General features: G+C 75.5%; 28 protein-coding genes. 14 read left to right on the top strand and 14 right to left on the bottom strand.

Going from position 1 to position 26,444, the window contains the following annotated elements:
* The first annotated feature begins 16 nt into the window (after nt 1–16).
* Together FB586_RS17855 and FB586_RS17850 are read left to right on the top strand one after the other, a co-directional pair.
* Nucleotides 17–571 (top strand): YqgE/AlgH family protein, encoded by a 555-nt coding sequence (locus FB586_RS17855; RefSeq protein WP_222928391.1) that lies wholly within the window; start codon nt 17–19, stop codon nt 569–571.
* 60 nt (nt 572–631) lie between these two features.
* The gene (locus tag FB586_RS17850; RefSeq protein WP_136520670.1) at nt 632–1,030 is read left to right on the top strand and encodes a YccF domain-containing protein; all 399 of its coding nucleotides are present in this window, start codon (nt 632–634) and stop codon (nt 1,028–1,030) included.
* A gap of 3 nt (nt 1,031–1,033) precedes the next feature.
* Here FB586_RS17850 and ybaK read toward each other — a convergent pair whose 3' ends face one another.
* Nucleotides 1,034–1,534: a Cys-tRNA(Pro) deacylase gene (ybaK, locus tag FB586_RS17845; protein ID WP_136520669.1), complete on the bottom strand. Its 501-nt coding sequence runs from the start codon at nt 1,532–1,534 to the stop codon at nt 1,034–1,036.
* Nucleotides 1,535–1,645: 111 nt separating this feature from the next.
* Between ybaK and FB586_RS17840 the strand changes: the two genes are divergently transcribed.
* Nucleotides 1,646–2,821 (top strand): low temperature requirement protein A, encoded by a 1,176-nt coding sequence (locus FB586_RS17840; protein WP_222928390.1) that lies wholly within the window; start codon nt 1,646–1,648, stop codon nt 2,819–2,821.
* 58 nt (nt 2,822–2,879) lie between these two features.
* On the opposite strand, the gene FB586_RS17835 is transcribed toward FB586_RS17840, so the two are convergent.
* The 3 genes from FB586_RS17835 to FB586_RS17825 all read right to left on the bottom strand — a co-directional run bounded on the left by FB586_RS17835 (nt 2,880) and on the right by FB586_RS17825 (nt 7,068).
* A complete protein-coding gene (locus tag FB586_RS17835) occupies nt 2,880–3,482 on the bottom strand; it encodes a VIT1/CCC1 transporter family protein (RefSeq protein WP_136520667.1) in 603 nt (200 codons plus the stop codon).
* 126 nt (nt 3,483–3,608) lie between these two features.
* Nucleotides 3,609–6,203, bottom strand: a complete 2,595-nt coding sequence (locus FB586_RS17830) for a DEAD/DEAH box helicase (protein ID WP_246036915.1) — start codon at nt 6,201–6,203, stop codon at nt 3,609–3,611.
* A gap of 52 nt (nt 6,204–6,255) precedes the next feature.
* Nucleotides 6,256–7,068 carry an aminoglycoside 3'-phosphotransferase gene (locus FB586_RS17825; protein WP_136520666.1) on the bottom strand — a complete coding sequence of 271 codons (813 nt, stop codon included), beginning with the start codon at nt 7,066–7,068 and terminating at the stop codon, nt 6,256–6,258.
* Between the two features lie 79 nt (nt 7,069–7,147).
* Here FB586_RS17825 and FB586_RS17820 point away from each other — a divergent pair, with 79 nt between their 5' ends.
* From FB586_RS17820 to FB586_RS17810, 3 genes are all read left to right on the top strand, one after another.
* Nucleotides 7,148–8,848 carry an AMP-binding protein gene (locus FB586_RS17820; RefSeq protein ID WP_136520665.1) on the top strand — a complete coding sequence of 567 codons (1,701 nt, stop codon included), beginning with the start codon at nt 7,148–7,150 and terminating at the stop codon, nt 8,846–8,848.
* 76 nt (nt 8,849–8,924) lie between these two features.
* Nucleotides 8,925–9,356: a ribonuclease HI gene (gene rnhA / locus FB586_RS17815; RefSeq protein WP_136520815.1), complete on the top strand. Its 432-nt coding sequence runs from the start codon at nt 8,925–8,927 to the stop codon at nt 9,354–9,356.
* On the top strand, nt 9,353–10,105 hold the full coding sequence (locus tag FB586_RS17810) for an alpha/beta hydrolase (RefSeq protein WP_136520664.1): 753 nt from the start codon (nt 9,353–9,355) through the stop codon (nt 10,103–10,105). The genes rnhA and FB586_RS17810 overlap by 4 nt, the downstream gene beginning before the upstream one ends.
* 13 nt (nt 10,106–10,118) lie before the next feature.
* Here FB586_RS17810 and FB586_RS17805 read toward each other — a convergent pair whose 3' ends face one another.
* Nucleotides 10,119–11,027: a 3-methyladenine DNA glycosylase gene (locus FB586_RS17805; protein WP_136520663.1), complete on the bottom strand. Its 909-nt coding sequence runs from the start codon at nt 11,025–11,027 to the stop codon at nt 10,119–10,121.
* Nucleotides 11,028–11,117: 90 nt separating this feature from the next.
* Between FB586_RS17805 and FB586_RS17800 the strand changes: the two genes are divergently transcribed.
* The gene (locus tag FB586_RS17800) at nt 11,118–11,765 is read left to right on the top strand and encodes a pyridoxine/pyridoxamine 5'-phosphate oxidase (RefSeq protein WP_246036914.1); all 648 of its coding nucleotides are present in this window, start codon (nt 11,118–11,120) and stop codon (nt 11,763–11,765) included.
* On the opposite strand, the gene FB586_RS17795 is transcribed toward FB586_RS17800, so the two are convergent.
* The gene (locus tag FB586_RS17795; protein ID WP_168800598.1) at nt 11,714–12,859 is read right to left on the bottom strand and encodes a heparan-alpha-glucosaminide N-acetyltransferase domain-containing protein; all 1,146 of its coding nucleotides are present in this window, start codon (nt 12,857–12,859) and stop codon (nt 11,714–11,716) included. The genes FB586_RS17800 and FB586_RS17795 overlap by 52 nt on opposite strands.
* Nucleotides 12,860–13,010: 151 nt before the next feature.
* On the opposite strand from FB586_RS17795, the gene FB586_RS17790 reads away from it, so the two are divergent.
* Complete coding sequence (locus FB586_RS17790; RefSeq protein ID WP_136520661.1) at nt 13,011–13,826, top strand: methyltransferase domain-containing protein; 816 nt, start codon at nt 13,011–13,013, stop codon at nt 13,824–13,826.
* A gap of 10 nt (nt 13,827–13,836) precedes the next feature.
* Here FB586_RS17790 and FB586_RS17785 read toward each other — a convergent pair whose 3' ends face one another.
* Both FB586_RS17785 and FB586_RS17780 read right to left on the bottom strand, forming a co-directional pair.
* The gene (locus FB586_RS17785) at nt 13,837–14,901 is read right to left on the bottom strand and encodes a GNAT family N-acetyltransferase (protein ID WP_136520660.1); all 1,065 of its coding nucleotides are present in this window, start codon (nt 14,899–14,901) and stop codon (nt 13,837–13,839) included.
* A gap of 460 nt (nt 14,902–15,361) precedes the next feature.
* Nucleotides 15,362–15,796, bottom strand: a complete 435-nt coding sequence (locus tag FB586_RS17780; protein ID WP_136520659.1) for an SUKH-3 domain-containing protein — start codon at nt 15,794–15,796, stop codon at nt 15,362–15,364.
* 215 nt (nt 15,797–16,011) lie between these two features.
* On the opposite strand from FB586_RS17780, the gene FB586_RS17775 reads away from it, so the two are divergent.
* From FB586_RS17775 to FB586_RS17760, 4 genes are all read left to right on the top strand, one after another.
* The gene (locus FB586_RS17775) at nt 16,012–16,794 is read left to right on the top strand and encodes a fumarylacetoacetate hydrolase family protein (protein ID WP_136520658.1); all 783 of its coding nucleotides are present in this window, start codon (nt 16,012–16,014) and stop codon (nt 16,792–16,794) included.
* Between the two features lie 95 nt (nt 16,795–16,889).
* Nucleotides 16,890–18,347 carry an alanine/glycine:cation symporter family protein gene (locus FB586_RS17770; RefSeq protein ID WP_136520657.1) on the top strand — a complete coding sequence of 486 codons (1,458 nt, stop codon included), beginning with the start codon at nt 16,890–16,892 and terminating at the stop codon, nt 18,345–18,347.
* A gap of 34 nt (nt 18,348–18,381) precedes the next feature.
* Complete coding sequence (gltX, locus tag FB586_RS17765) at nt 18,382–19,881, top strand: glutamate--tRNA ligase (RefSeq protein WP_136520656.1); 1,500 nt, start codon at nt 18,382–18,384, stop codon at nt 19,879–19,881.
* Nucleotides 19,878–20,627 carry an HAD family hydrolase gene (locus tag FB586_RS17760; RefSeq protein WP_136520655.1) on the top strand — a complete coding sequence of 250 codons (750 nt, stop codon included), beginning with the start codon at nt 19,878–19,880 and terminating at the stop codon, nt 20,625–20,627. Before gltX ends, FB586_RS17760 begins: the two co-directional genes overlap by 4 nt.
* 28 nt (nt 20,628–20,655) lie before the next feature.
* On the opposite strand, the gene FB586_RS17755 is transcribed toward FB586_RS17760, so the two are convergent.
* The 5 genes from FB586_RS17755 to FB586_RS17735 all read right to left on the bottom strand — a co-directional run bounded on the left by FB586_RS17755 (nt 20,656) and on the right by FB586_RS17735 (nt 25,029).
* The gene (locus tag FB586_RS17755) at nt 20,656–21,036 is read right to left on the bottom strand and encodes a hypothetical protein (RefSeq protein ID WP_136520654.1); all 381 of its coding nucleotides are present in this window, start codon (nt 21,034–21,036) and stop codon (nt 20,656–20,658) included.
* Between the two features lie 101 nt (nt 21,037–21,137).
* Entirely contained in the window at nt 21,138–21,947 is an 810-nt protein-coding gene (hisN, locus tag FB586_RS17750) for a histidinol-phosphatase (RefSeq protein ID WP_136520653.1), read from the bottom strand.
* A gap of 99 nt (nt 21,948–22,046) precedes the next feature.
* The gene (gene rsgA / locus FB586_RS17745) at nt 22,047–23,120 is read right to left on the bottom strand and encodes a ribosome small subunit-dependent GTPase A (protein ID WP_136520652.1); all 1,074 of its coding nucleotides are present in this window, start codon (nt 23,118–23,120) and stop codon (nt 22,047–22,049) included.
* On the bottom strand, nt 23,120–24,424 hold the full coding sequence (gene aroA / locus FB586_RS17740; RefSeq protein ID WP_136520651.1) for a 3-phosphoshikimate 1-carboxyvinyltransferase: 1,305 nt from the start codon (nt 24,422–24,424) through the stop codon (nt 23,120–23,122). The genes rsgA and aroA overlap by 1 nt, the downstream gene beginning before the upstream one ends.
* Before the next feature lie 59 nt (nt 24,425–24,483).
* Complete coding sequence (locus tag FB586_RS17735; protein ID WP_136520650.1) at nt 24,484–25,029, bottom strand: DoxX family protein; 546 nt, start codon at nt 25,027–25,029, stop codon at nt 24,484–24,486.
* Nucleotides 25,030–25,181: 152 nt separating this feature from the next.
* Here FB586_RS17735 and FB586_RS17730 point away from each other — a divergent pair, with 152 nt between their 5' ends.
* Together FB586_RS17730 and rsrA are read left to right on the top strand one after the other, a co-directional pair.
* Nucleotides 25,182–25,961, top strand: coding sequence for a sigma-70 family RNA polymerase sigma factor (locus tag FB586_RS17730; RefSeq protein ID WP_370741098.1), 780 nt, complete (start codon nt 25,182–25,184; stop codon nt 25,959–25,961).
* A complete protein-coding gene (gene rsrA / locus FB586_RS17725; protein WP_136520648.1) occupies nt 25,958–26,281 on the top strand; it encodes a mycothiol system anti-sigma-R factor in 324 nt (107 codons plus the stop codon). The genes FB586_RS17730 and rsrA overlap by 4 nt, the downstream gene beginning before the upstream one ends.
* Nucleotides 26,282–26,356: 75 nt before the next feature.
* Here rsrA and FB586_RS20335 read toward each other — a convergent pair whose 3' ends face one another.
* Entirely contained in the window at nt 26,357–26,431 is a 75-nt protein-coding gene (locus FB586_RS20335) for a 50S ribosomal protein bL37 (RefSeq protein ID WP_099052597.1), read from the bottom strand.
* Nucleotides 26,432–26,444: the final 13 nt, after the last annotated feature.

The raw sequence follows: 26,444 nt of genomic DNA, 5'->3' as shown, positions 1-26,444 counted from the left end.
GGTCATGATGGGCCGCATGGACGGCTCGACGGGACGACTGCTCGTGGCCACACCCGGCCTGCGCGACCCCAGCTTCCGTCGCAGCGTCGTGCTCGTGCTCGAGCACACGTCCGGCGGGGCGCTGGGCGTCGTCCTCGACCGCCCGCTGGAGGTGGACGTCGCCGCCGTCCTGCCGGGCTGGCGCCCGCACGTGAGCGCGCCGGGCGTGCTCTTCGCGGGCGGCCCCGTCGGGCGGGACGCCGCGCTCGGGCTCGCCGGCGTGCCCGACGGGACCGCGGCGCCGCCCGGTGTGCGTCCGCTCGTGCCCGGGCTGGGACTCGTGGACCTCGACGCACCGCCCGAGGTGGTGGCGCAGGGCGTGCGGGGGCTGCGCGTCTTCGTCGGGTACGCGGGGTGGTCGGGCGGCCAGCTCGACGAGGAGATCGACGCGAAGGGGTGGATCGTCGTCGACGCGCTGCCCGGCGACCCGTTCGCGGCGGAGCCGACGGCGCTGTGGCGCCGCGTGCTGCGTCGGCAGCGCGACGAGACGGCGCTGCTCTGGACCGCGCCGGACGACCCCGCGCTGAACTGAGGGTCGGCTCCGGGGCGTCCCGGATGTCGCCGCGGCAGGTCGGCGTGCGACCGTGGTGGGGTGAACACCCTGCTCAACGTGATCTGGCTCGTCTTCGCCGGCGCGTGGCTGGCCCTCGGCTACGTCGCGGCGGGGATCGTCTGCTGCGTGCTGGTCGTGACGATCCCGTTCGGCATCGCCTCGTTCCGCATCGCCAGCTACGTGCTGTGGCCGTTCGGCCGCACGGTGGTCGACAAGCCGACGGCCGGCGCCTGGTCGACGATCGGCAACGTCGTCTGGGTGGTCGTCGCCGGCATCTGGCTCGCGATCGGGCACGTGGCCACCGCGATCCCGCTGTTCGTGTCGATCATCGGCATCCCCATGGGCATCGCGAACCTCAAGCTCATCCCGGTCTCGCTGGTCCCGCTGGGCAAGGAGATCGTCCCGACGGACCGGCCCTTCGCCGCCTACGGGCGCTGACGCTCAGTCCGCCGCGACCGCGGCGACGACGGCCTCCGTGAGCCGCACGAGGTCGTCCGGCGCGAGCTCGACGTCGAGGCCGCGGCGGCCGCCCGAGACCAGCACGGTGTCGAACAGCCACACGGTCTCGTCGACGACCGTGCGCAGCCGCGTGCGCTGACCGAGGGGGGAGATCCCGCCGACCACGTAGCCGGTCGCGCGCTCCGCGGCCGCCGGCTGGGCCATGACGGCCCGCTTGGCGCCGACGGCCTGCGCCAGGGCCTTGAGGTCGAGCCGTCCCGTCACCGGCACGACCGCCACGGTGAGCGTGGCCTCGACGTCCGCGACGAGGGTCTTGAAGACCTGCTCCGGGTCGACCCCCAGCGCCTGCGCCGCCTCGAGCCCGTAGCCCAGGTCGGACGCCGGGTCGTGCGTGTACGTGTGCGCGGTGTGCGGGACCCCCGCCGCCGCGAGGGCCAGGAGCGCGGGTGTGCCCGACGTGGACCGCGTGCCGCTGCGTGCCATGGCGAGAAGGGTAGGACCCGCGAGCGAGCGCGTCCGGGCACGGTCTGCGACGCTGACGTCCCGGGGTGCCCGCCGTCGGTGGCGCCCGGGCCGACGGGCAAGGGGGGCACCGTGGCCGCCGACGACGGGACACGACCGCTCATCCGTCCGCCGCGCCTGCGCACCGAGGACGACCGCTCCGCCTCGCGGCTCGAGCTGTTCCTCGACCTCGCGTACGTGCTGGTCGTCGCCGAGGTCGCGGGGGCGTTCGCCGACGACCTCACGTGGCACGGCGCGGCGGTCTTCGCGTTCCTGTTCACCATCACCTGGTGGTCGTGGGTCACCGGCACGCTGTACGCCAACCGGTTCGACACGGACGACGTCGTGTACCGGCTGGCGAAGCTCGGGACGACCTTCGGCGTGGCGGTCATGGCCGCAGCCGCCGCGGACGCGACGGGCGCGGAGACGACCGCCTTCACGGTCGGGTACCTGGTGACCCGGGTGCTGCTCGTGGCCCTGTACGTGCGCGCCTGGCGGCACGTGCACGACGCGCGCGCCACGGTCGGCGTGTACCTCGCCGCGACGGCCGCCGGCGCCCTGGTCTGGGCGTCGTCCCTCGTCGCGTCCGGGACGACGGTCCTCGTCCTGTGGGCCGTGGGGATCCTCGTCGAGGCCGTGGCACCCGTCGTCGTCACGCGCCTCGGGGACAACGCGCCCCTGCACGTGGAGCACCTGCCGGAGCGGTTCGGGCTGCTCGTGATCCTCGTGCTCGGCGAGTCCGTGGCCTCGGTCGTCACGGGCATGCGCGACACCGCCTGGGACCCGGCCTCGGTGGCCGCCGCGCTCGTGGGGTTCGTCGTCGCGGCGGCGCTGTGGTGGAGCTACTTCGACATCGGCGAGACGGTCAGCCGCCGTCACCTCGCCGACGGGGACGACCCGCACCGCACCGGGGCCGGCGACCGGTACGTCTACGGGCACCTGCCCCTGACCCTGGGCCTCGCGGCGGTCGGCGTCGGGATCGAGCAGTACGTCGTGCACCCCGTCGGCGAGCTGACCACGGGCGGCCGCTGGGCGCTGTGCGGCGGCGTCGTGCTCTTCCTCGCGGGCACCGCCGTCGTGGTAGCCGGTGAGGCGCGTTCGCGGTCGGCCCGCGTGTGGCCGCTCCTCGCGGTCCCCGTGGTCGTGCTGCTCGGCGCGCTGGACGAGGTCGTCCCCGCCGCGACGATCACGGTCGTGGCGCTCGTGCTCGTCGTGACCATCCTCGTCGGCCTCGGCGAGCAGCGGCGGCAGGTGGCGACACCCGGGTGACCCCGGTGCCGCTGTCGTCCGCCGCACCGCCCTGCTCGCCGAGGAACGAGCACGACGGCTAGAGCGCGACGCCGACGAGCGAGCCGATCCCGAACGTCACCGCCATCGCCACGGACCCGCCCACCACGTTGCGCAGGACGGCGCGCCCGGCGCGGGCGCCCGTGAACCGTGCGGACGACCAGCCGAGCGCGACGAGCGCGGCGACGACCGCGGCGAACGTGACCGGCACGCGCGCCGCGAGCGGCCAGGGTGCCAGCACGACGAGCAGGGGCACGAGCCCACCGAGGGTGAAGGCGACGAACGACGCGAGCGCGGCGTGCCACGGGTTCGTGAACGCCTCCTCGTCGTCGGCGCCCGCGATCGGGCGGCCCTCGGCGGCGGCGACGCGCTCGGCGTCCCGCTGGCTGCTCACGGACACGTACTCGCCGGCCGCCATCGAGAGGGCACCCGCGACGAGGGCCGCACCGCCCGCGAGGGCGATGGTCCGCGGGGACGTCGCGGCACCCGCGACGCCGACGACGGTCGCCGCGATCGAGACGATGCCGTCGTTCGCGCCGAGCACGCCGGCGCGCAGCCAGTTGAGGCCCCGCGCGGAGTGCGCGGGACGTGGTCCGCCGGGGCTCTGCACGAGACCCGTGAGGTGTCCGCCGAGCGTGGTCATGCCTCCACGCTAGGCCGGTCCGCGAGGCCTGTCATCGCAGGAAAGGCTGGCCTGACCTGCACAGATGCAGGACAGCCTCACCTCACCGAAGGGGTCCCGGTGCGGCCGCGGCCGCCGGTGCCCAGGTCACAGCGGCCCCACCTCGAGCACCCGGAGGCGCACCTCGCCGGCCTCGTCGGACGCCGCGAGGTCGACGAGCGCGTCGATGCGCCAGTCGTGGTCCCCGGCGGGGTCGTCGAGGACCTGGCGCACGCGCCACGTCCCGGCCCCGGGCCCCCGGCCCTCGGACGGCGTGACCTGGAACAGCGCGGGGCCGCGGGCCGCCGGACCGGTGAGGACCTCGTCGTGCAGGTCCCAGTACGGGTCGATCGCGTCCGCCCACCGGTCGGCGTCCCACGGGCGGTCGTCGCCGTCGACGTCGCCGAGCGCGGCCAGCGCGCCCCACGCCTCGCGGGCGACGAGCTCGACGCGGCGGAACAGCGCGCCGCGCACCAGCGCGCGGAAGACGCGCGGGTCGGCGGTGACGGGCGGCGGCGTGTCGTCCTCCTCGTCGGGCGCCGCCGCGGCGTCGTCGGTCGGGTTCGCCAGGCGCTCCCACTCGTCCAGCAGGCTGGAGTCGGTGCGGCGCACGAGGTCGCCGAGCCAGGCGACGAGCTCCTCGAGCTCCTCGGTGCGCCGGTCCTCGGGCACCGTGCGGCGCAGCGCGCGGTAGGCGTCGGCGAGGTAGCGCAGCAGCACGCCCTCGGTGCGGTCGAGGGTGTAGAGGCTCACGTACTCCGCGAAGGTGGCCGCGCGCTCGTGCATGTCCCGCACCACCGACTTCGGCGACAGGGCGAGGTCGGCGACCCACGGGTTGGTGCGCCGGTACGTCGCGAACGCGTTCTCGAGCAGCTCGGCGAGCGGGCGGGGGTACGTGACGTCCTCGAGCAGGGCCATGCGCTCGTCGTAGTCGAGGCCCTCGGCCTTCATCGCCGCGACGGACTCGCCGCGGGCCTTGTTCTCCTGCGCCGCGAGGACCTGGCGCGGGTCGTCGAGCGTCGCCTCGATCACCGAGACCACGTCGTGCGCGTACCCCGGGTCCTCGGGGTCGAGCAGGTCGAGCGCCGCGTAGGCGAAGGGGGAGAGGGCCTGGTCGAGCGCGAACGTCGACGGGAGGTCCTCGACGAGCCGGACGGTGCGGCGCCGGCCGCGCGGCGCGGCGGGGTCGTCCACCCACGGGCGCTCGACGACGCCGCCCGCGCGCAGCGAGCGATAGACGTCGACGGCCCGCCGCACGTGCCGGGCCCGCGCGCCCTCCGGCTCGTGGTTGTCGGTGAGCAGGTGCGTCATGACGGCGACCGGGTCGGCGCGTCCGTCCCGGCCGCGCTGCAGGACGTGCAGCACCATCGCGTGCGACACGTGGAAGCTCGACGTCAGGGGCTCGGGCGGGGCGTCCCGCAGCCGCTCGAACGTCTTGTCGGTCCAGTTCACGTGCCCGGCCGGCGCCTGCTTGCGCACGATCTTCTTCTGCTTCTTCGGGTCGTCGCCGGCCCGCAGCAGCGCCTTGCGGTTCTCGATGACGTGCTCGGGCGCGAGGACGACGACCTCGCCGACGGTGTCGAAGCCCGCCCGCCCCGCGCGTCCGGCGATCTGGTGGAACTCGCGGGCCGTGAGGTGCCGCATGCGCTGACCGTCGTACTTCACGAGGGACGTGAGCACGACGGTGCGGATCGGCACGTTGATGCCGACGCCGAGCGTGTCGGTGCCGCACACGACCGGCAGCAGGCCCTTCTGCGTCAGCCGCTCGACGACCCGCCGGTACTTCGGCAGCATCCCCGCGTGGTGCACGCCGACGCCGTGCCGCAGCAGGCGCGACAGCGTCTTCCCGAAGCCGGGCCCGAACCGGAAGCCGCCGAGCTCCGCGGCGATCTCGTCGCGCTGCGCGCGGCTCGCCAGCGTCGAGGACAGCAGCGCCTGCGCGCGCTCGACCGCCTCCTTCTGCGTGAAGTGCACGACGTACACGGGCGCGCGGTGGGTCTGCACGAGCTCGTCGAGCAGCTCGTGCAGCGGCTCGACGACGTACGAGAACGTCAGCGGGACGGGCCGCTCGGCGTTCGCGACGACGGCGACCTCGCGGCCGGTGCGCCGGCGCAGGTCCTCCTCGAAGAAGGAGACGTCGCCGAGGGTGGCCGACATGAGCAGGAACTGCGCGCGCGTCAGCTCCAGGAGCGGCACCTGCCACGCCCAGCCGCGCTGCGGGTCGGCGTAGTAGTGGAACTCGTCCATGACGACGAGGCCGACGTCCGCGTCGGGTCCGTCGCGCAGCGCGAGGTTCGCGAGGATCTCGGCGGTGCAGCACACGATCGGCGCCTGGGCGTTGACCGCCGTGTCGCCCGTCATCATCCCGACGTTCTCCGAGCCGAAGACCTCGACGAGCGCGAAGAACTTCTCGCTCACGAGGGCCTTGATCGGTGCGGTGTAGAACGACCGGCGGCCCTGCGCGAGCGCGACGGCGTGCGCCGCGACGCCCGCGAGCGACTTCCCGGACCCGGTGGGCGTGGACAGGATGACGTGGGAGTCCGAGACGAGCTCGAGCAGCGCCTCCTCCTGGTGCGGGTACAGGCGCAGCCCCTGGTCGGCGGCCCAGCCGGTGAACGCCTCGTACAGCGCGTCGGGGTCGTGGGCGCCGGCGCCCCGGGGCAGCCGCTCGGTCAGCGGGCCGGTGCCCGTCGTCGTGCTCACGCCGGGGTCCCCGCGGGATCGTGAACGTGGCGAGCGATCGCGTGGGGGGAGGTCACGAGGCGTCCCAGAGGAGTCGGTAGTAGGCGATGCGGTCGGGGTCGGGCTCGATCCCGTAGCCGTCGTAGACGTGCCGGTCGTACCCCGGCCCGTGGTTCCAGTCGATGCTCCAGGCGGCGACCGCGAGGTCCGCCCAGCGGTCGGCGACGCCCAGCCGGCCCAGGTCGACGTGGCCGGCGACCGCGCCGTCGTCGGCGAGCAGCGTGTTGGGCGCGCAGGCGTCGCCGTGGCAGACGACGAGCAGGTCGGGGTCCGGCGTGTCGGTGAGGCGGTAGCGGGCCTCCGCGGCGCTCATGCCGCGGTGCTCGGGCGACCAGGCGGCGGGGGTGTCACCGGCGTCGAGGTTCTGCAGCGCGCGGGTGAGGCGGTCGTGCGCCGACCAGGCGAACGGGCACTCGCCGACCGGCAGCGCGTCGTGCAGCGCTCGCAGCCCCCGCCCGATGGCGGTCGCCGCCTCCGCGGGCCGCGCGAGCCACAGCGGGTCGACGGCGCTGCGGCCGTCGATCGCGGCGGTGACGAGCCACGCGCCCTCGTCGTCCGCGCCCTGGTCGAGCACGCGGGGGACGGTGGTGAACGGTGCCGCCCACGTGAGGCGGGCCGCCTCCGCGGTGAGGTCGATCTCCGGGGTGCCGGCCGCGACCCACTTGGCGTAGCGGTCGCCGCCGACGCGGAAGGTCAGGCCGCCGAGCTCGTTGACCCACACGGGTGTGAGCGGCGCGCCGCCGGCGAGCCGGGCGACGGCCGCCGGGACGGCGACGGGGCCTGCCGGCACCTGGGCGGCGGGGACGTACGTCGCGGGGTCGGGCACCGGACGATCCTCCCACGCCCGGCCCTGGCGGCGCCGCGCCCGGCGAGAAACCTACGGTGCCGTAAGTTACCGTGGGCCCGTGAGCAGCAGCACCCCGGACGCGCCCCTCCCCACCGCCTGGCCGGCCGGCGTCCCGCGGGACGTCGACGTCCCCGACGAGCCCCTCACCGCCACGCTCGAGCGCACGGCACGCGAGCACCCCGACCGCGTCGCCGTCGACTTCCTCGGCAGGACCACGACGTGGTCGCAGGTCGCCGACCTCGTGACGCGCGGCGCCGCGGTGCTGCGCGACCTCGGCGTCGGCCCCGGCGACCGGGTCGCGCTCGTGCTGCCCAACTGCACGACGCACCTCGTCGCGTTCTGGTCGGCGCTGCGCCTCGGCGCGGTGGTCGTCGAGCACAACCCCACCTACTCCGCCGACGAGCTCGCCCACCAGCTCGCCGACAGCGGCGCCACCGTCGCGGTCGTCTGGGAGCAGGCGGTCCCGCGCGTCCTGGAGGCGCAGGACCGGACCCAGGTCCGGCACGTCGTCGCGGTCGACCTCAGCGCCGACCTGCCGCCGCTCGCCCGGTTCGCGCTGCGCCTGCCCGTCCCGACCGCCCGCCGCACCCGCGCCGCCATGCGCGGCCCCGTGCCCGCCGGGGTGCCGCACTGGCACCGGCTCGTCGCGGCGGCCCGTCCGCTGGACGCGTCGGTCCCCGGCCCCGCCGCGGGCGACGTCGCGCTCCTGCAGTACACGGGCGGGACCACGGGCACGCCCAAGGGGGCCGTCCTCACGCACCGCAACCTGCTCGCGAACGCCCTCCAGGGGCAGGCGTGGACGCAGGCCGTGCCGGGCACGGAGGTCGTCTACGCGGTCCTGCCGTTCTTCCACGCGTTCGGCCTCACGCTCTGCCTGACGTACGCGACGCGGATCGCGGCGACGCTCGTCGTGCTGCCGAGCTTCGACCCGGCACGCGTGCTGGCCGCGCAGAAGCGCCGCCCGGGCACGTTCCTGCCGGCCGTCCCGCCCATGCTCGACCGGCTCGCCGCGGCCGCGGAGGAGAGCGGTGCGGACCTGTCGTCCTTCCGCTACGCGATCAGCGGCGCGATGGCCCTGCCCCGCGCGACGGCCGAGCGCTGGGAGCGCGTGACGGGGGGCCTCGTCATCGAGGGCTACGGCATGACGGAGACGTCGCCGGTCGCGCTCGGCAACCCCATGACGGCCGACCGTCGCCCCGGCGCGCTGGGCCTGCCGTTCCCGTCGACCTACGTGCGCGTGGTGGACCAGGAGGACCCGACCCGCGAGGTCGCACCCGGAGAGCGCGGCGAGCTGCTGATCTCGGGCCCCCAGGTCTTCGCCGGGTACTGGAACCGGCCGGAGGAGACCGCCGAGCAGCTCCTGCCCGGCGGGTGGCTGCGCACCGGCGACGTCGTGCAGGTCGAGGAGGACGGCTTCGTCGTCCTGGTCGACCGCATCAAGGAGATGATCATCAGCGGCGGGTTCAAGGTGTACCCGTCGCAGGTCGAGGACCACCTGCGCGGCATGCCGGGCGTGCGTGACGTCGCGGTCGTCGGTGTGCCGGCGGGCGACCTGGGGGAGAGCGTCGTCGCCGCCGTCGTGCTCGACGAGGGCGCCACCGGCGTCGACCTCGCCGCCGTCCGCGCCTGGTGCGAGACGCGCCTCGCGCGGTACGCGCTGCCGCGGCGGGTCGTCGTGCTGCCCGACCTGCCGCGCTCCCAGGTCGGCAAGGTGCTGCGCCGGGTCGTGCGCGAGACCGTCCTCGCGACGCCGGCGTGACCGGCCGCGCGCACCCCGTACGGTGTCCGGCGTGAGCGACGACCTGCTGCCCGGTGACGACCTGCCCCGCGTCGAGATGTGGACCGACGGCGCCTGCAAGGGCAACCCCGGCGTCGGCGGCTGGGGCGCGTGGATGCGCTCGGGCACGCACGAGCGCGAGCTGTTCGGCGGGGAGGAGGTCACCACGAACAACCGCATGGAGCTGACCGCCGTCATCGAGGGCCTGCGTGCGCTCAAGGGCCCGTCGGTCGTGCGCCTGCACGTCGACTCCACGTACGTGATGAACGGCCTGACGAAGTGGATGCACGGCTGGAAGCGCAACGGCTGGCTCACCGGGGACAAGAAGCCCGTGAAGAACAAGGAGCTGTGGCAGGCGCTCGACGCCGAGGTCGCGCGGCACCACGTCACGTGGGTCTGGGTGAAGGGCCACGCCGGCGACCCGGGCAACGAGCGCGCCGACGCGCTCGCGAACAAGGGCGTCGCGGCCGTGCGCGCCGGGACGCTGTGAGCGACGCCGACCTCCCGCCGGCGCTCGAGGGACGGGTCACGGTCGTCCCGGCCGACGCGGCCGGCCCCCGCCCGCTCGTGCTGGTGCTGCCCGGCGGCGGGTACCGCCGGACGGCCGACCACGAGGCGGAGCCCGTCGCGCACTGGCTCGCGGGGCTCGGCATGCACGCGGTCGTGCTGCGCTACCCGGTCGCGCCCGAGGGATCCACCACGCCGGTGCACCCCGCGCCGCTCGACGCCGCGGCGGCCGCGGTGCGCTGGGTGCGCGCCGGCGGCACGGGTCTCGACGTCGACCCCGCGCGCGTCGCCGTGCTCGGCTTCTCCGCCGGGGGGCACCTGGCCGCCACCCTGTCGACGGTCGTCGACGACGCCGCCCGCCCCGACGCCACCGTGCTCTGCTACCCGGTCGTCTCGTTCCGCGCGGACGCGCACGAGGGCTCGGTCGCGGCGCTGCTCGGCCCGGAGGCCGGCGACGACGACCGCGCCGCCCTGTCCGCCGAGCTGCGCGTGACGTCCGCGACCCCGCCGGCGTTCGTGTGGCACACCGCGGACGACGCGACCGTGCCGGTCTCGAACGCGGTGCGGTACGCGCAGGCCCTGTGGGGCGCCGGCGTGCCCGCCGAGCTGCACGTGTACCCGTCCGGACGCCACGGCCTCGGGCTGGCGGGCGAGGAGCCGCACGTGGCGGCCTGGACCGACGCGTGCGCGGCGTGGTTCGCCCACCTCGGCTGGCGCGGGGCGCGGGTGTGAGGCGCGCGGCCGCTCAGGGCGCGACGAGCGCGGCGCAGACGTCCAGCAGGCGGGCCCGCAGGGCGTTCGCCCGCACCGCGAACTCCCGCTGCCGGCGCACGTAGTCCGCCTTGCCGTCCGCGGTCTCGATCGCGATGGGCTCCAGGCCGTACGGGCGGACGTCGTACGGGGACGCCCGCATGTCCACCAGCCGGATGTCGCGCGCGAGGTCGAAGGCGTCGAGCAGCAGGTCGCCCGGCACCGCCGGCCCGAGCTTCAGGCACCACTTGTAGACGTCCATGTTGGCGTGCAGGCAGCCCGGCTGCTCCATCGCCACCTGCGTCGCCCGCGTCGGCTGGAGCGTGTTGCGCGGGGCGGCCTCCGGTGTGAAGAACCGGAACGCGTCGACGTGCGTGCAGCGGATCCGGTGCCGCTCGACGACGGCGTCCGTGCCGTCGCGGCCCAGGCGCAGGGGGAGCGGGTGCCGGTGCTCGTCGTCGCGCTCGCGGTAGACCATCGCCCACTCGTGCAGCCCGAAGCAGCCCGTCGCCGCCGGACGGGCCGCGGTCGCGCCGACGAGGCCGGCGACGAAGCGCACCGCGTCGCCGCGGTCCGCCAGGAACGTGGGCACGTCGAGGGTCACCGTGCCGTCGTCGCCGGTGCGGTACCAGCGCCAGGCGGCCTGCGGGGCCGGCCCGTCGGCGTCCACGGCGAGGGCGACCCCGGCGCCCGGGTGCCAGCGCCGCAGCTGCGCCGGGCGCGTCGGGTAGTACTCGTAGAGGAAGTCCTCGATCGCGTGCCGCTCGTGCCGGGAGCGGCGCTCGCGGTGACCGGCCGTCATGGCGTCCGCGCGGTCCGCGTGCGCCGCCACCGCCGCGCGCCACGCGTCCGGGGGCAGCACGACGACGTCCGCGGGTGCGGTCGCCGGGGTCGTCGTGCTCATCGCACCAGGGTAGGTCGCGCGTGCGGGGGCACGGCCGGGCCGGGTCGCCCGGGGATGGCGTGCGGCCGGTGTGCGCGGCAGGGTGGGCGCGTGCGCGAGCTGCTGCGGTCCCTGCCCGCCCTGTCCGGCACCGTCCTGCCGTTCGACCCGCACGCCGCGCCCGACGATCCCCTCGCGCTGTTCGAGGACTGGTTCCGGGCCGCGCTCGACGCCGGCGTCGCCGAGCCGCACGCGGTGACGCTCGCGACCGCCGCGCCGGGCGGCCGGCCCTCCGCGCGCGTGCTCGTGCTCAAGGACGTCGGCCCCGACGGCTTCGCGTTCGCGACCGACGCCCGCAGCGGCAAGGCCGCCGACCTGGCGGCGAACCCGCAGGCGGCCCTGACGTTCTGGTGGCAGCCGGTCGTCCGGCAGGTCCGCGTCACGGGGGCCGCCCGGTACCTGGGCGCGGAGGCGTCCGCGGCCGACTACCTCGCGCGCTCGCCGGCGTCGCGTGCCGCCGCGCTCGCGGTGCGCCCGGGGGAGCCGCTGGGCTCGGTCGACGAGCTGCGGGGCGCGATGACGGCGGCGCGCGCCCGCGTCGACGCCGAGCCCGGACTCGTGCTGCCCGCGTGGCAGGCGTGGCTCGTGGTGCCCGACGCGGTCGAGTTCTGGCAGGGCAGCCCCGACCGTGCCCATGTGCGCCTGGTCTACCGGCGCTCGGGCGACGGCTCCTGGACGCGGTCGCTCGTCTGGCCCTGACGCGGCGCCGCCTCGTCGGCGGGACCCGGCAGGCCGCCCGTCCCCAGCGCGGCGCCGTCGTCGTCCGCCCGCGGCGGGAGCCGGTCCGGAGCGACGTCGGCGGCTCGCGTCGACACGGCGTGCAGGACCCACTCGAGCGGGCCGCGCCCGACCCAGGCGCGCCACGCCCAGCACAGGGCCACGACCACCACCGTGAACCACAGCCAGGTGGCGGTGGTGGGCGCCCACACGACGTCGGTGCCCAGCGCCGCGATGACCAGCAGGTGACCGGTGTAGGCGGTGAGCGCGAGCGCGCCGGTGGCGGTCACCGGTGCCAGCGCCCGGGGCCACCGCACGCCGACGGCGAGGCACGCCGCGAGGACGAGCAGGGTGACGCCGGTGTTGCCCGCCACCTCGAACAGCGACGACGAGTGCGGCTCCGACGTGGTGAGCTCGCTCGTGCGGCCGAGCGCCGCGGTGAGCGCCGCGCTGCCGCCGTGCCCCGCGAGGACCAGCGCGGCGCCGACGCCGGCGAGCCACGCGTGCACCCGGCCGGAGCGCAGGTCGCTGCGCCCGACGGCCAGCCCCGTGAGGACGTACGACATCCAGACGACCGCGGGGTAGTAGTGCCCGAGGAGCACGGTCAGCGGGTCGACGGGCCGCTCCGAGACGATCGCCGCGCCGTCGCCGAGCGGCAGCAGGAGCGGGCCGAGCAGCGCCACCGCGGCGGACGCCGCGACCAGCACCGGGCGCGGCCAGCGCAGGGCGAGCGTCCCGGCGGCGAACATGCCGCCGTAGACGACGAGGATGACGACGACCGGCGTGCCGAGCTGCACGAGCGCCGCGCCGAGGACGACGAGCAGCGCGGCCCGCACGAGGATCCGCAGCCGGGCCTGCACGAGCCGCGTCCCGGTGACGGGGCGGTCCCCGCCCGACAGCAGCGCCAGCCCGACGCCGGCGAGCACGACGAACAGCGCCGACGGGCGTCCGTCGGCGAGCTGGGCGAAGCCGCCCGGCGGGACCGTCCGCCACGTGTCGTCCGGCCCGACGTGCGCGGCGACCATGCCGAGCACGGCCAGCCCCCGGGCGGTGTCCACCCCCACGATCCGTCGCACCCTGGGCAGCCTAGGCGCGGTCCGCCGCAGCGGGCGGGTGCGGAGCAGGCCCGGTCCGGGCCGCGCCGGTGCGAGCCACCTCACCGCCCAGCATGCGGACGATCACGTACCGGGTGATGAACTGGACGCCTGTGCGGATCTACAGTGCCGTGTGACCTCGCGATCCGACGTCTACACCCACGGCCACCACGAGAGCGTGCTGCGCTCGCACCGCTGGCGCACCGCCGAGAACTCCGCGGCGTACCTGCTGCCGCACCTCGCCCCCGGGCAGTCCCTGCTCGACGTGGGCTGCGGTCCCGGCACCGTGACCATCGACCTGGCGGGACGCGTCGCCCCGGGCGAGGTCGTCGGCGTCGACACGTCCTCCGCCGTGATCGAGGCGGCCGGCAAGGCCGCCGCGGACGCCGGGACGCCGAACGTCCGGTTCCAGGTGGGCGACGCGTACGCGCTCGACTTCCCCGACGACACGTTCGACGTCGTGCACGCCCACCAGGTGCTCCAGCACCTGTCCGACCCGGTCGCCGCCCTGCGGGAGATGCGGCGCGTCGCGAAGCCGGGCGGCGTGGTCGCGGTGCGTGACGCCGACTACGACGGCATGGCCTGGTACCCGCCGTCCGAGGGGCTCGACGACTGGCTGACCCTCTACCACGAGGTCACCCAGGCGAACCGCGCCGACGCGGACGCCGGCCGCAAGCTGCTCTCCTGGGTGCGCGAGGCCGGGTTCGACCCCGCCGGCATCGCGCCCAGCGCGAGCGCCTGGTGCTACGCCGGCCCCACCGACCGCGTGTGGTGGTCGGACCTGTGGGCCGACCGCTGCGTGCGCTCCAACTTCGCCGCCCAGGCCATCGAGCACGGGCTCGCCGACGAGGTGGGGCTCGAGCAGCTCGCCGACGCGTGGCACGCGTGGGGCACGCAGGAGGACGCCTGGTTCTCGATCCTGCACGGCGAGGTCGTCGCCCGCGCCTGAGGTTGCGGCGCTACCCCGCGACGCCGGCCATCCGGACGTCGCGGTGCCACGACTGCGTGGTCAGGGCCGTGCGGAACCCGAGCGACTCGTAGAGCCGGTCCGCGCCCGTGGGCGAGTCCGCGTCGACCTCGAGGGAGACGTGCCCGCGGCCGCGCCGTGCCGCGTCCGCCACCGCCGCGTCCAGCAGCGCGCGGGCCGCACCACGGCCGCGTGCGCTGCGCAGCACCCCGAGGTAGGCCACGTACGTGCCGTCCGGCGCACCGTCGTGCCCGGGCGACACGGTGGCCACGAGCGCGCCGACGGGCCGCGACGGGCGGTCGGCGTCCACGGACTCGGCGAGCCACCAGTGGTCCCAGCGGTGGCCCGGGTCCGCACGCAGGCGGGACACGAGGTCGTCGAACGGCTCCGGGTGGTAGTTGAAGTGGTCGGTGAACGACTCCTCGAGCACGAGGTGCACCGCCATCAGGTCGGCGCCGTCGGGCATGCCGTCCTCGCCTCGGCGCACGCGCCGCACGCGGACCCGGGCGGGCGGGGGAGCGTCGGCGCCGGCGTCCTCCGGTCCGGTCGGCCGGGTCATCTGCAGCCACGACCGCGCCTGCCGGTAGCCCGCCGCCGCGAGCCACCGCTGCTGCCGCGCGTCGTCCTGGAACGCGCCGCTGTCGGCCTGCGTGACCTCCAGGCCGCGCGCCCTGGCGATCGCGCGCGCGGCGTCGTCCACCCAGGCGAACGCCGCGGCGGCCACCGTGTCCGCGGTCGCGTCGTCGAGGTCGGGGTCGACGAGCACCTGGGCGACGACGCGCCCGGCGGCCCGGTCGTACGCCGACGCCCACGCCCGGACCCGGCCGCCCGCGTCCACCGCGAGGACGTGCCGGCGCGCGTCCGCGCCGGGGGCGAGGAGGGCGTCCACCGCCGACCGGTGGGTCGACGGCGCCCCCGTCACCGCCGCCTCGTGCGACGTCAGGAGCGCGTGCAGGGCGGGAGCGTCGCCCGCGCCGGGTCGGCGCGCCGACCAGCCGGGCGGCAGGTGGGCGAGCGTCGGACCGTCGGGCGGGGCGGGGCGAAAGGTGTCGGTCATCGCCCTTCATCGTGACCCGGGCGAGACCGGACGGCCCGCCGAACGACCCGCGCTCACGCCGCGCCCGTGGACATCGCGAGGTCCGGCGACGAGTAGGGCACCACGGCCGCCGGATTCCTGGCCCGCGAAGGCGCGTGCTGCGTTTGTCGGGACCAGGCGGTCCGCCGGGACGGCGTAGGTCTCCTCGGTGCCGTTCCCGAGCCGAGCGCTCGCCTCCACCGTCTGGTTGCCGGCGCGCACCGGGCCGTCGACGGCACCTCGACGGTCAGGAACCCGCGTGCCCCGGAGGTCCGGAAGCAGTAACTCGCCCTCTCGGTCGAAGTCCTTCACGAGCGACGTCTGGACTTCCGGCTCGCCGCCGTCCACGGCGAGGGAAGCGCCGCCGCCGGAGCGCACCGGTGCCTTGCCCAGCTGTTTCGAGCACGACGACCTGGACCGACACCACCTCGGCATCGGCGGCCTACTGGTCCGGGAGCCGACGATCGAACAGGCGCGGCGGGTCGATGAGGATCGATCGGACGGCCTGCTCGATGTCGTCGCCCTTGTACCCGTAGACGAGGTCGAACGATCCCCAGAACCCTCCGTTCGCGTCGATCATGACCACCATGTGCGAGTGGGTGCCGACAGGGGTGAGGGGGCGGCCGATCTCGCCGGCGTACTCCCTGCAGTACTCGGCATCGGTCTGGTGCTGGACCGACTCGAGGTCGAAGGTGATCGCCTTCGTGCCGTCCTCGGAACGGACGACGAGCCCGTAGAACTCCTCCAGGAACTTCTCGAGCGACGGGAACACGGGGTAACCGAGGGCGAGGAACCGGTCGACCACGGGGCCGACGTCGATCTTCCGGTCGGGGCTCCAGCCGGCCCGTCGGAGAAGAGCTCGCGCGCTCGATGCCATCGCTACGTCCCCCACTTCTCGCAGTCGGCGCGCGGAACGCAGACCATGCCGTCCCGCGTATGCGCCGTGATGATCTCCCGGCGGTCGAGGATGGCAGGTCTCAGCGACGTCGGTCGGGCCCGTCGCACCGCCACCGGGCCCGCCCCGCGAACTGCCCGGTCGGCGCGCGCCGTACGTGGACGGCCTGCCGAACGACCCGCCCTTACGCTGGGCCGGTGCGCATCGCGAGGTTCACCACCGGCTCCGACCCCCGCTACGCCCTCGTCGAGGGTGAGCCCGGCCGCGAGGAGCTCGTCGTCATCACGGGCGACCCCATCTACACGCCCGTGCAGCCGACGGGCGAGCGGGTGCGGCTCGACGACGACGGCGTGCGCCTGCTCGCCCCCGTGATCCCGCGCTCGAAGATCGTCGGCGTCGGCCGCAACTACGCCGACCACGCGCAGGAGCTCGGCAACGAGGTGCCCAGCGCGCCGCTGCTGTTCCTCAAGCCCAACACGTCCGTGATCGGCCCGGACGACCCGATCGTCCTGCCGGACTGGACCGAGCGCGTCGACCACGAGGCCGAGCTCGCCGTCGTCATCGGCAAGGTGACGAAGGACGTGACCCCCGAGCGAGCGCTCGACCACGTCTTCGGGTTCACGGTCGCCAACGACGTGACCGCGCGGGACGTGCAGAAGTCGGACGCGCAGTGGACGCGCGGCAAGGGCTTCGACACCTCCTGCCCGCTCGGCCCGTGGGTCGTGCCCGGGCTCGACGTCGACGACCTGCGCGTGCAGGCGCGCGTCAACGGCGAGACCCGGCAGGACGGGCGCACGTCGCAGATGATCTTCGACACCGCGTACCTCGTCTCGTACGCGTCGGAGGTGTTCACGCTCCTGCCGGGCGACGTCATCCTCACGGGCACGCCGGCCGGCGTCGGGCCGGTCGACCACCGCGACGTCGTCGAGGTCGAGGTCGAGGAGATCGGCGTGCTGCGCAACCCCGTCGTGCGCCGCTGACCCGTGCAGGGGGCGGGGCCCGGGCCGGCCCCTGACCCTGCGGGGTCCTCTCCCTGCTCCTACGCTCGCGTGATCGGGCGGACCGGGGGTGGGGCATGCAGGCGGTCATCGACTGGCTGACGGACGCGCTGTACTCGTACTGGCTCGTCTACCTGCTGGTCGGCGTGGGGCTGTGGTTCACGGTCCGCACCGGCGTCGTCCAGGTCCGGCTGTTCCCCGCCATGCTGCGGCAGGTGCTGTCGTCGCGGTCCGACGCCGAGGGCGGCATCTCCTCGTTCCAGGCGTTCGCGGTCGGCCTGGCCTCGCGCGTCGGCACGGGCAACATCGCCGGTGTCGCGGTCGCGCTCACGCTCGGCGGGCCCGGCGCGATCTTCTGGATGTGGGTCGTCGCGCTCGTCGGCATGGCCACCGCCTTCGTCGAGGCGACGCTCGCCCAGGTCTTCAAGGTGCGCGCCGACGACGGCTCCTACCGGGGCGGGCCGGCGTACTACATCGAGCGGGGGCTGGGCTCACGCCGGTGGGGGGTCGTGTTCGCGCTGCTGCTCGTGTTCACGTTCGGCTTCGCGTTCAACATGGTGCAGGCCAACACGATCGCGGTGACGTTCGAGGCGAGCCACGGCGTGCCCGTGGCGTGGACGGCCGTCGTGCTCGTCGTCCTCGCTGCGCCGGTGCTGTTCGGCGGGGTGCGGCGCGTGGCGCGGGTGGCGGAGCTCGCGCTGCCCCTGATGGCGGGGGCGTACCTGCTGCTGGCCCTCGTGGTCGTGCTGCTGAACCTCGGTGCCGTGCCCGACGCGTTCGGGCAGATCCTGCGCGGCGCGTTCGGCCTCGACAGCGCGCTCGCGGGCACGGCCGGCGGCATCCTCGCCGCCGTCCTGAACGGCACGAAGCGCGGGTTGTTCTCGAACGAGGCAGGTATGGGGTCGGCGCCGAACGCAGCGGCGACCGCCACGGTGTCGCACCCCGCCAAGCAGGGCCTGATCCAGTCGCTGGGGGTGTTCGTCGACACGATCCTCGTCTGCTCGGCGACGGCGCTGCTCGTGCTCCTCGCCGGCCCCGACGTCTACGTCCCGGGGGCGACCGGCGGTCCCGAGGGCGCCGCACTGACGTCGGCGGCCGTCGCGCACGAGCTCGGCGGCTGGACGACGTGGCTCATGAGCGTCGTCGTCTTCACGTTCGCCTTCTCCTCGGTGCTCGGCAACTACTCCTACGCCGAGGTCAACCTCACGTTCCTCGGCATCCGGGGACGCGCGCTCACGGCGCTGCGCACGCTCGTGCTCGCCGCGGTGGGGCTCGGCTCCCTGCTGGCGCTGACGACGGTGTGGGCGCTCGCCGACATCGCGATGGCGCTCATGGCGACCGTGAACCTCGTCGCCATCCTGCTGCTGTCCCGGTGGGCCCTCGGCACGCTCGCCGACTACCGCGCGGCCCGGGCCGCGGGCACCGACGCACGCTTCGTCGGGCACGGCAACGCGCTGCTCCCGGGCGACGTGCCCGGGGACGTCTGGGCGCCGGGCGTGCGGGACGGGGCGCTGCCCGCGCGCTCGCTAGGCTGAGGACGACCCCGCCCGTCCCACCCCGAGGTGACCCGTGCCCAGCAGTGCCGTCCGCGTCCGCTTCTGCCCCTCGCCGACCGGCACCCCGCACGTCGGGCTCATCCGCACCGCGCTGTTCAACTGGGCGTACGCGCGGCACGTCGGCGGCACGTTCGTCTTCCGCATCGAGGACACCGACCCGGCGCGCGACTCGCAGGAGAGCTACGAGCAGCTGCTCGACGCGCTGCGCTGGCTCGGCCTCGACTGGGACGAGGGCGTCGAGGTGGGCGGGCCGTACGAGCCGTACCGGCAGTCGCAGCGCTACGACCTGTACCGCGAGGTCACGCGCAAGCTCGTCGAGGGCGGGTACGCGTACGAGTCGTTCTCGACGCCGGAGGAGATCGAGGCGCGTCACCGCGCCGCCGGCCGCGACCCGAAGCTCGGCTACGACGGGTACGACCGCGACCTGACCGAGGAGCAGAAGGCGGCCTACCGTGCGGAGGGCCGCGAGCCCGTGCTGCGGCTGCGGATGCCCGACGAGGACGTGACGTTCACCGACCTCGTGCGCGGTGAGGTGACGTTCAAGGCCGGCTCGGTGCCGGACTTCGTCATCGTCCGCGGGAACGGCCACCCGCTGTACACGCTGGTCAACCCGGTGGACGACGCGCTCATGGGGATCACGCACGTGCTGCGCGGCGAGGACCTGCTCTCCTCGACGCCGCGCCAGGTGGTGCTGTACCGCGCGCTGCTCGAGCTGGGGGTCGCGCAGGTCGTGCCGCAGTTCGGGCACCTGCCGTACGTCATGGGTGAGGGCAACAAGAAGCTCTCCAAGCGCGACCCCGAGTCGAACCTCTTCCTGCACCGCGCGAACGGGTTCACGCCCGAGGGCCTGCTGAACTACCTGGCGCTGCTCGGCTGGTCCATCGCCCCGGACCGTGACGTGTTCACGGTCGAGGAGATGGTCGCGGCGTTCGACGTCGCCGACGTGAACCCGAACCCGGCCCGCTTCGACCAGAAGAAGGCCGAGGCGATCAACGCCGCGCACGTGCGCCTGCTCGCCCCGGAGGACTTCCGCGCGCGCCTCGTGCCCTACCTGCACGCCGCGGGCCTGGTCCCCGCCGCCGCCTACGCGGACCTGTCCGACGAGCACCGCGCGCTGCTCGACGCGGGTGCGCCGCTCGTGCAGGAGCGCATGACGCTGCTGGGCGAGGTCGTCGGCATGCTCGGCTTCCTCTTCGTCACCGACGACGCCCTCGAGGTGGCGGACGACGCGCGTGCGGCGCTGCGGCCCGAGGCGGCGGACGTGCTCGACGCGTCCGCGCGGGTGCTCGGCGACCTGCCGGCCGACGGCTTCACGACCGAGGCCACGCAGGCGGCGCTGCAGGAGGCCCTCGTCGACGGCCTCGGCATCAAGCCGCGGTTCGCGTACACGCCGCTGCGGGTCGCGCTGACCGGCCGCCGGGTCTCGCCGCCGCTGTTCGAGTCGATGGAGATCCTCGGCAAGGACGCCACGCTGGCCCGCATCGCCCGCCTGCGCGGCACGCTCGGCGCGTGAGCGGCGAGCGGCTCGTCGACGGCGTCCTGCTCGACATCGACGACACGCTCGTCGACACGCGTGCGGCCTTCCGGACGGCGATCGGGGAGGTGCTGCGCGCGTACGCGGGCGACGTCGACGAGGCGACCGTCGACGCCGCTCTCTCCGCGTGGCGCGCCGACGTGAACGGCCACTACCGCGCCTACACGCGCGGCGAGGTCGACCACCGGGCGCAGCGCATGGCCCGCGCCAACGAGCTGCACGCGGCGTTCGGCGGGCCCGTGCTCGACGACGTGGCGTACGAGGAGTGGGACGCCCGCTTCGACGCGGCGTTCCGTGGCGGCTGGACGGCCCACGTCGACGCCGTCGCCGGGCTGACCGCGCTGCTCGAGGCGGGCGTCGTGGTCGGCGCGCTGACGAACGCAGCGATCGGCTACCAGACCGACAAGCTCGTCCGCGCCGGCCTCGACGCGCACCTGCAGGTGCTCGTCGGCGTCGACACCCTCGGCGTCGGCAAGCCCGACCCCCGCGTGTTCGTCGAGGCATGCCGCCGGCTCGGCACCGACCCGACCCGCACCGCCTACGTGGGCGACGAGCCGGACGTCGACGCCCGCGCCGCGGTGGCCGCCGGACTGGTCGGGGTGTGGCTCGACCGGCCGGGGCCCCGGCGCGTCGACGTGCCGGAGGCCGACGTGGCGGCGGCGCGCGCCGCGGGCGTGCACGTCGTCACCGCACTGTCCGAGCTGCCGGACGTGCTCGGCCTCTGACGCCGCAGCAGCGACGGCCCGAGCCGGCTCACGGGCGCGGTGCCGGTACCACCGCCTGCGCCCGCGAGGGCCCGGGGCAGCGAGGCCCGTGCGGCCGCTCGATGACCTGGGTCTCGAACGCGACGTCGGCCCGGTGCACCACCGTGCCGTCGCGCACCACCTCGACCCGCGCGCTGCTCGGGGACGACGACCCCTGACCCGTCCACGTCGAGCCCTGCGTGCCGCTCCCGGTGACGTCGGTGCCCGCCGGGAAGCGGACCTCGAGCACGTGCACGTCGCGGTCCGGCCACGCGTCGTCGAGCCGCACCTCGACGTGCGTGGACCAACCGATCGCCGGGCAGGTCGCCGGTCCCACCGGCAGCGCGCCGTGCTGCACCAGCGCGAGCGCCGTCGCGGAGGCGGCGAGCACGACAGCCAGGACGGCGCGCCGGCGCCCACGCGGCGCCGGACTGTGCCGGGTCGGGGGCTCGTCCGGTCGCCGGCCCTCACCCGTGCCCGGGTGCGCGCCCCTCATGCGTCGGGTACGTCGGTCCCGCCCGTCGCGAGGGCCGCGAGGACCTCGTCGTGCAGGAGCCCGTTCGTGACGAGCGCGTTCCCGCCGTGCGGGCCGGGGACGCCGTCGACGGACGTGAACCGGCCGCCGGCCTCGGTGACGATCGGCACGAGCGCGGCCATGTCGTGCAGCGCCAGCTCGGGCTCCAGCGCGACGTCCACGGCGCCCTCCGCGACGAGCGTGTAGGACCAGAAGTCGCCGTAGGCCCGGGTGCGCCACACCCGGCGGGTCAGGTCGAGGAACCGGTCGAGCCCGCCGCGCTCCTCCCACCCGGTCAGGCTCGAGTACGACAGCGACGCGTCCTCCAGCGCCCCGACGGACGACACCTGCAGGCGCGACGCCGACGCCAGGGAGCGCCCGCTCCACGCGCCGGACCCCTTCGCCGCCCACCACCGCTTGCCCAGCGCGGGGGCGCTGACGACCCCGACGACCACCTCGTCGCCGTCCATGAGCGCGAGCAGCGTCGCCCACACCGGCACGCCGCGCACGAAGTTCTTCGTGCCGTCGATCGGGTCCACGACCCACCGCCGCGGCCCGTGGCCCGTGTCGCCCATCTCCTCGCCGTGCACGGCGTCGCGCGAGCGCGCCCGGCTGAGCTGCGTACGGACGAGCTCCTCCGCGGCGCGGTCCGCGTCGGAGACGGGCGTGAGGTCCGGCTTCGTCTCGACGCGCAGGTCCTGCGCCTTGAACCGCCCCATGGTCACCGAGTCGACCTGGTCGGCGATCACGTGGGCCAGGCGCAGGTCGTCGTCGTACGCGGTCGCCATGCGTGCTCCTTCGTCGGTGGTCGCGCGCCACCGTACCGGTGCGGGCACCGGCGGTGCGGGACCGGGCGTGCCGACGGTCGTCGGGCCGCGGCCGGGCCCTCACCGCGTCGGCTCGTCCGGCTCCGCGGTGCCGAGCCTGCTCACGAGCAGGCGGCGGAACGAGTCGACGCGCGCCGTGCGGGCGTCGCGCGTGGCGTCGTCCGCCGCCTCGGCGACCCAGTCGTCGAGCGCGCAGTCGGGGGAGTCGGCCAGGTGCGTGCACCCGCGCGGGCACTCGGCGGCGACGTCGGCGAGGTCGCCGAACGCGCGCACGAGGCTCTCGGGCTGCACGTGCGCGAGCCCGAACGACCGCACGCCCGGCGTGTCCACGACCCACGTCGGCGCGGACGTCCCCGGCACCTCCAGCGCGACCGCGGAGGTCGACGTGTGCCGGCCGCGGCCCGTGACGTCGTTGACGACGCCCGTGGCGCGGTGGGCGTCGGGCACGAGCGCGTTGACGAGGGTCGACTTGCCCACGCCCGAGTGGCCGACGAGCACGGACACGCGCCCGTCGAGGGCCTCGAGCAGCGCGTCCAGACCGACGATCCGCCGCTCGCCCGTCGCGGGGTCGTCCTCCCGGCGCGTCACGACGACCTCGACGCCGATCGGCGCGTACATCGCGACCAGCTCGTCCGGGGACGCGAGGTCCGCCTTGGTCAGGGCGAGGAGCACGTCCATGCCGGCGTCGTACGCGGCGACGACGCAGCGGTCGATCATGCGCGTGCGCGGCTCCGGGTCGGCCAGCGCGGTGACGACGACGAGCCGGTCCGCGTTCGCGACGATGACGCGCTCGACGGGGTCCGTGTCGTCGGCGGTGCGGCGCAGCACGGTCCGGCGCTCGCCGATCCGGACGATGCGCGCGAGGGTGTCCTTCGCGCCCGAGGTGTCGCCCACGACGTCGACCCGGTCCCCGGGCACGACGCGCTCACGCCCCAGCTCACGGGCCTTCATCGCCAGGACGCGCGTCTCGTCGGGCGTGCCGGGCTCGATCAGGAGCGTGTAGCGGCCGCGGTCGACGGCGACGACCATCGCCGAGCGGGCGTCCTCGTGCGCGGGGCGCTGCTTGGTGCGGGGGCGCGACCCCCGCCCGGGACGGATCCGGACGTCCCGCTCGTCCCAGCGCCGTTCGGGCATCAGGCGGTGGCCCCCGCGTGCGCCCCGGCGAGCATGCCGGACCACATGCCGACGAAGTCGGGCAGCGTCTTGGCGGTCGTCGCGACGTCCTCGACCCGCACGCCGGGCACCCGCAGGCCGACGAGTGCGCCGGCCGTGGCCATGCGGTGGTCCGCGTAGGTCCGCCACGTCGCGCCGTGCAGCGGGCGCGGCGTGACGACGAGCCCGTCGGCGGTCTGCTCGGCCTGGCCGCCGACCCGTGTGATCTCCGCGGCGAGCGCGGTCAGCCGGTCCGTCTCGTGGCCGCGCAGGTGCCCGATGCCGCGCAGCCGGGTGGGGGAGTCGGCGAGCGCGGCGAGGCCCGCGATCGTCGGCGCGAGCTCGCCCGCGGCGTGCAGGTCGAGGTCCAGGCCGTGCACCGCACCCGTCCCGGTCACGGACAGCACGTCGCCGTCCAGGGACGTGACGGCGCCCATGGCCGTGAGGATCTCCGGCAGCAGCGCGCCCGGCTGCGTGGTGGCGGCGGGCCAGCCGGGCACGCGGACCGTGCCGCCGGCGACGAGCGCGGCGCACAGGAACGGGGCCGCGTTCGACAGGTCCGGCTCCACGCGGACGTCGCGCCCGGCGACCGGCCCCGGCTCCACCCGCCAGATCTCGGGGCGCGAGTCGTCGACGACCACACCGGCCGCGCGCAGGACGTCGACCGTCATCGCGATGTGCGGCAGGCTCGGCAGCGTCGGACCCGTGTGCCGGACCGTCAGCCCGTGCTCGTACCGGGCACCGGCGAGCAGCAGGCCCGAGACGAACTGGCTCGACGCGGACGCGTCCACGTCGACCTGTCCGCCCGCGACGCCCCCGCGCCCGTGCACCGTGAACGGCAGGAAGCCGGGCTCGCCGTGCCACTCCAGCCGCACGCCCAGGGCCTGCAGCGCCGCGAGCACGGGTGCCATCGGGCGGACGCGCGCGTGGGCGTCGCCGTCGAACCGCACCGGGCCGTCGGCCAGGGCGGCCATGGGCGGGACGAAGCGCATCACCGTGCCGGCCAGGCCGCAGTCGACCTCGACCCCGCCCCGCACGGGACCGGGCTCGACCGTCCAGTCCGAGCCGTCCTCCTCGACACGCGAGCCGAGCGCCCGCAGCGCGTCCGCCATGAGACGGGTGTCGCGGCTCGACAGCACACCGCGCAGCCGGCTGGGCCGGTCACCCAGGGCCGCGAGCACCAGGTAGCGGTTCGAGAGCGACTTCGACCCCGGGACCTCCACGGTGGCGTCGACGGGGCCGGTCGCGACGGGGGCGTCCCAGAGGGCGGCGGAGGCGGAGGTCATGTCGGCAGGCTAGCGGCGGGGCGGGGACGGGCGCCGGTGCGTCCGGCCCGCCGTCGGCGTCACGCCGCGGAGTGCCTGGCGGCCCAGCGGGCGCGCGCCTGCCGCAGGTGAGCACGGTCGGCGCGTGCGTGCTGCAGCCGCCACCCGACGCCCGGACGTCCCTCCAGGTCCGCGCCCGCGAGCAGCGCGCCGCCCGTGAAGCCGGCGGCACGGATCAGCCGCTCGGTGCGCTCGCGCTCCTCCTGCTCGGATCGCTTGCGACCCAGCGGCAGGTTGACGAGGACGATCGGCAGGGTCAGCGCGGCCAGCGTCAGGGACGCCGTGCGCGGCGCCCGCCCGACGGCGAGCGACGCCGCCGCGACGACGAGCGCGGCGCCGTGGACGCGTGCGACCGTGGCGAGCTGCTCCTCGCTGACGCGCCCCTCGAGCGCGTCCCCCACGGGTCCGCCGACCCGGGTGCCGGCGTCCTCGGGGAGCCGCGTGCGCAGGCCGTCGAGCGCGTCGCGCACGATCCGGGCGTGGCCCTGCGGGTGTCGCAGCGCGTCGAGGCCCTGCGAGACGAACCAGGTGGCGAACATCGGTCGGGCGGCGCGGCGCAGCAGCACGGGTTCCTCCGGGCGCAGGGGCGGGTGGACCTCCCCACGCTAGCCGCGTGGGCCGTGGACGGCGCGTCGGACGGTGCCGGTCCCGGACGCCCGTGCCCCGTCCGGCCGGCGTGCCGGGAATGTGCGGAGCGGTCGACGCTGTTGACCCGGGCATGAGCGTGCTCCTCCAGGCCGGTGCGACGGGTCCCGTCGTCGTCGGCCCTCCCGTCCCGGTGCCGGGCCACCCGTTCGCGCCCCGCCCAGGTGACGTCCAGCGGGGAGCACTAGGCTCGTGGGTGATGAGCGAGGACACGGCAGGCATCGACATCGGCACCGAGACGACACGCGCCCCGGAGACCGAGGACGACGCGGCCCGCACCGACCGGTTCGAGACCGAGGCGCTGGTCCACCTGGACCAGCTGTACGGCGCTGCCCTGCGCATGACGCGCAACCCGGCGGACGCCGAGGACCTCGTGCAGGAGACCTTCACGAAGGCCTTCGCGGCGTTCCACCAGTACCGGCCCGGCACGAACCTCAAGGCGTGGCTGTACCGGATCCTGACGAACACCTACATCAACTCCTACCGCAAGAAGCAGCGCGAGCCGCAGCAGTCGCGGTCGGAGGAGATCGAGGACTGGCAGCTCGCACGCGCGGAGTCGCACACGTCGAGCGGCCTGCGCTCGGCGGAGGCGGAGGCGCTCGACCACCTGCCCGACTCCGACGTGAAGGACGCGCTCCAGCGCATCCCGGAGGACTTCCGCATCGCGGTGTACCTCGCGGACGTCGAGGGGTTCGCCTACAAGGAGATCGCGGAGATCATGGGCACGCCGATCGGGACGGTCATGTCCCGGCTGCACCGAGGCCGCTCGCAGCTGCGTGAGCTGCTGTCCGACTACGCCCGCGACCGCGGGCTCGCCGGCGCGACCCCGTCGGCACCGGAGGGCGCACGATGAGCACGTTCGAGGAGGAGCGGGCGCAGGAGAGCGCGTCCGTGCCCGCGGACCCGTGCAGCGGCGGCGACGTCCGCTGCAGCGACGCGGTCGCGCGCCTGTGGGAGTACGTCGACTCCGAGCTGGGCGAGCTGGACCGCAACCGGATCGCGGCGCACCTGGCGGAGTGCCGGCCGTGCCTCGAGGAGGAGCAGGTCGAGCTCGTCATGAAGCAGCTCGTGCGCCGCTGCTGCCAGGAGGAGGCGCCGGCGACGCTGCGCCTGCGCATCCACGAGCAGATCACGGTGCTGCGGCTGCGCGCCGCGGCCGGCCCGGACGCCTGACGGCGCCACCCGCACCCGTACGACGAGGGCCCCGGAGCGTGTGCTCCGGGGCCCTCGTGCGTCGGCGTCGAACGCTCAGGCGTTGGGACGCTTGCCGTGGTTCGCGGCGTTGCCCTTGCGGGAACGGCGCTTGCGGCCGCGCTTGCTCATCGCTGGTCTCCTC

Origin of the sequence: Cellulomonas telluris, from assembly GCF_004886325.1 — a bacterium.
Classification (GTDB): Bacteria; Actinomycetota; Actinomycetes; order Actinomycetales; family Cellulomonadaceae; genus Cellulomonas; species Cellulomonas telluris.
This window is presented reverse-complemented; position numbering and strand designations above follow the sequence as displayed.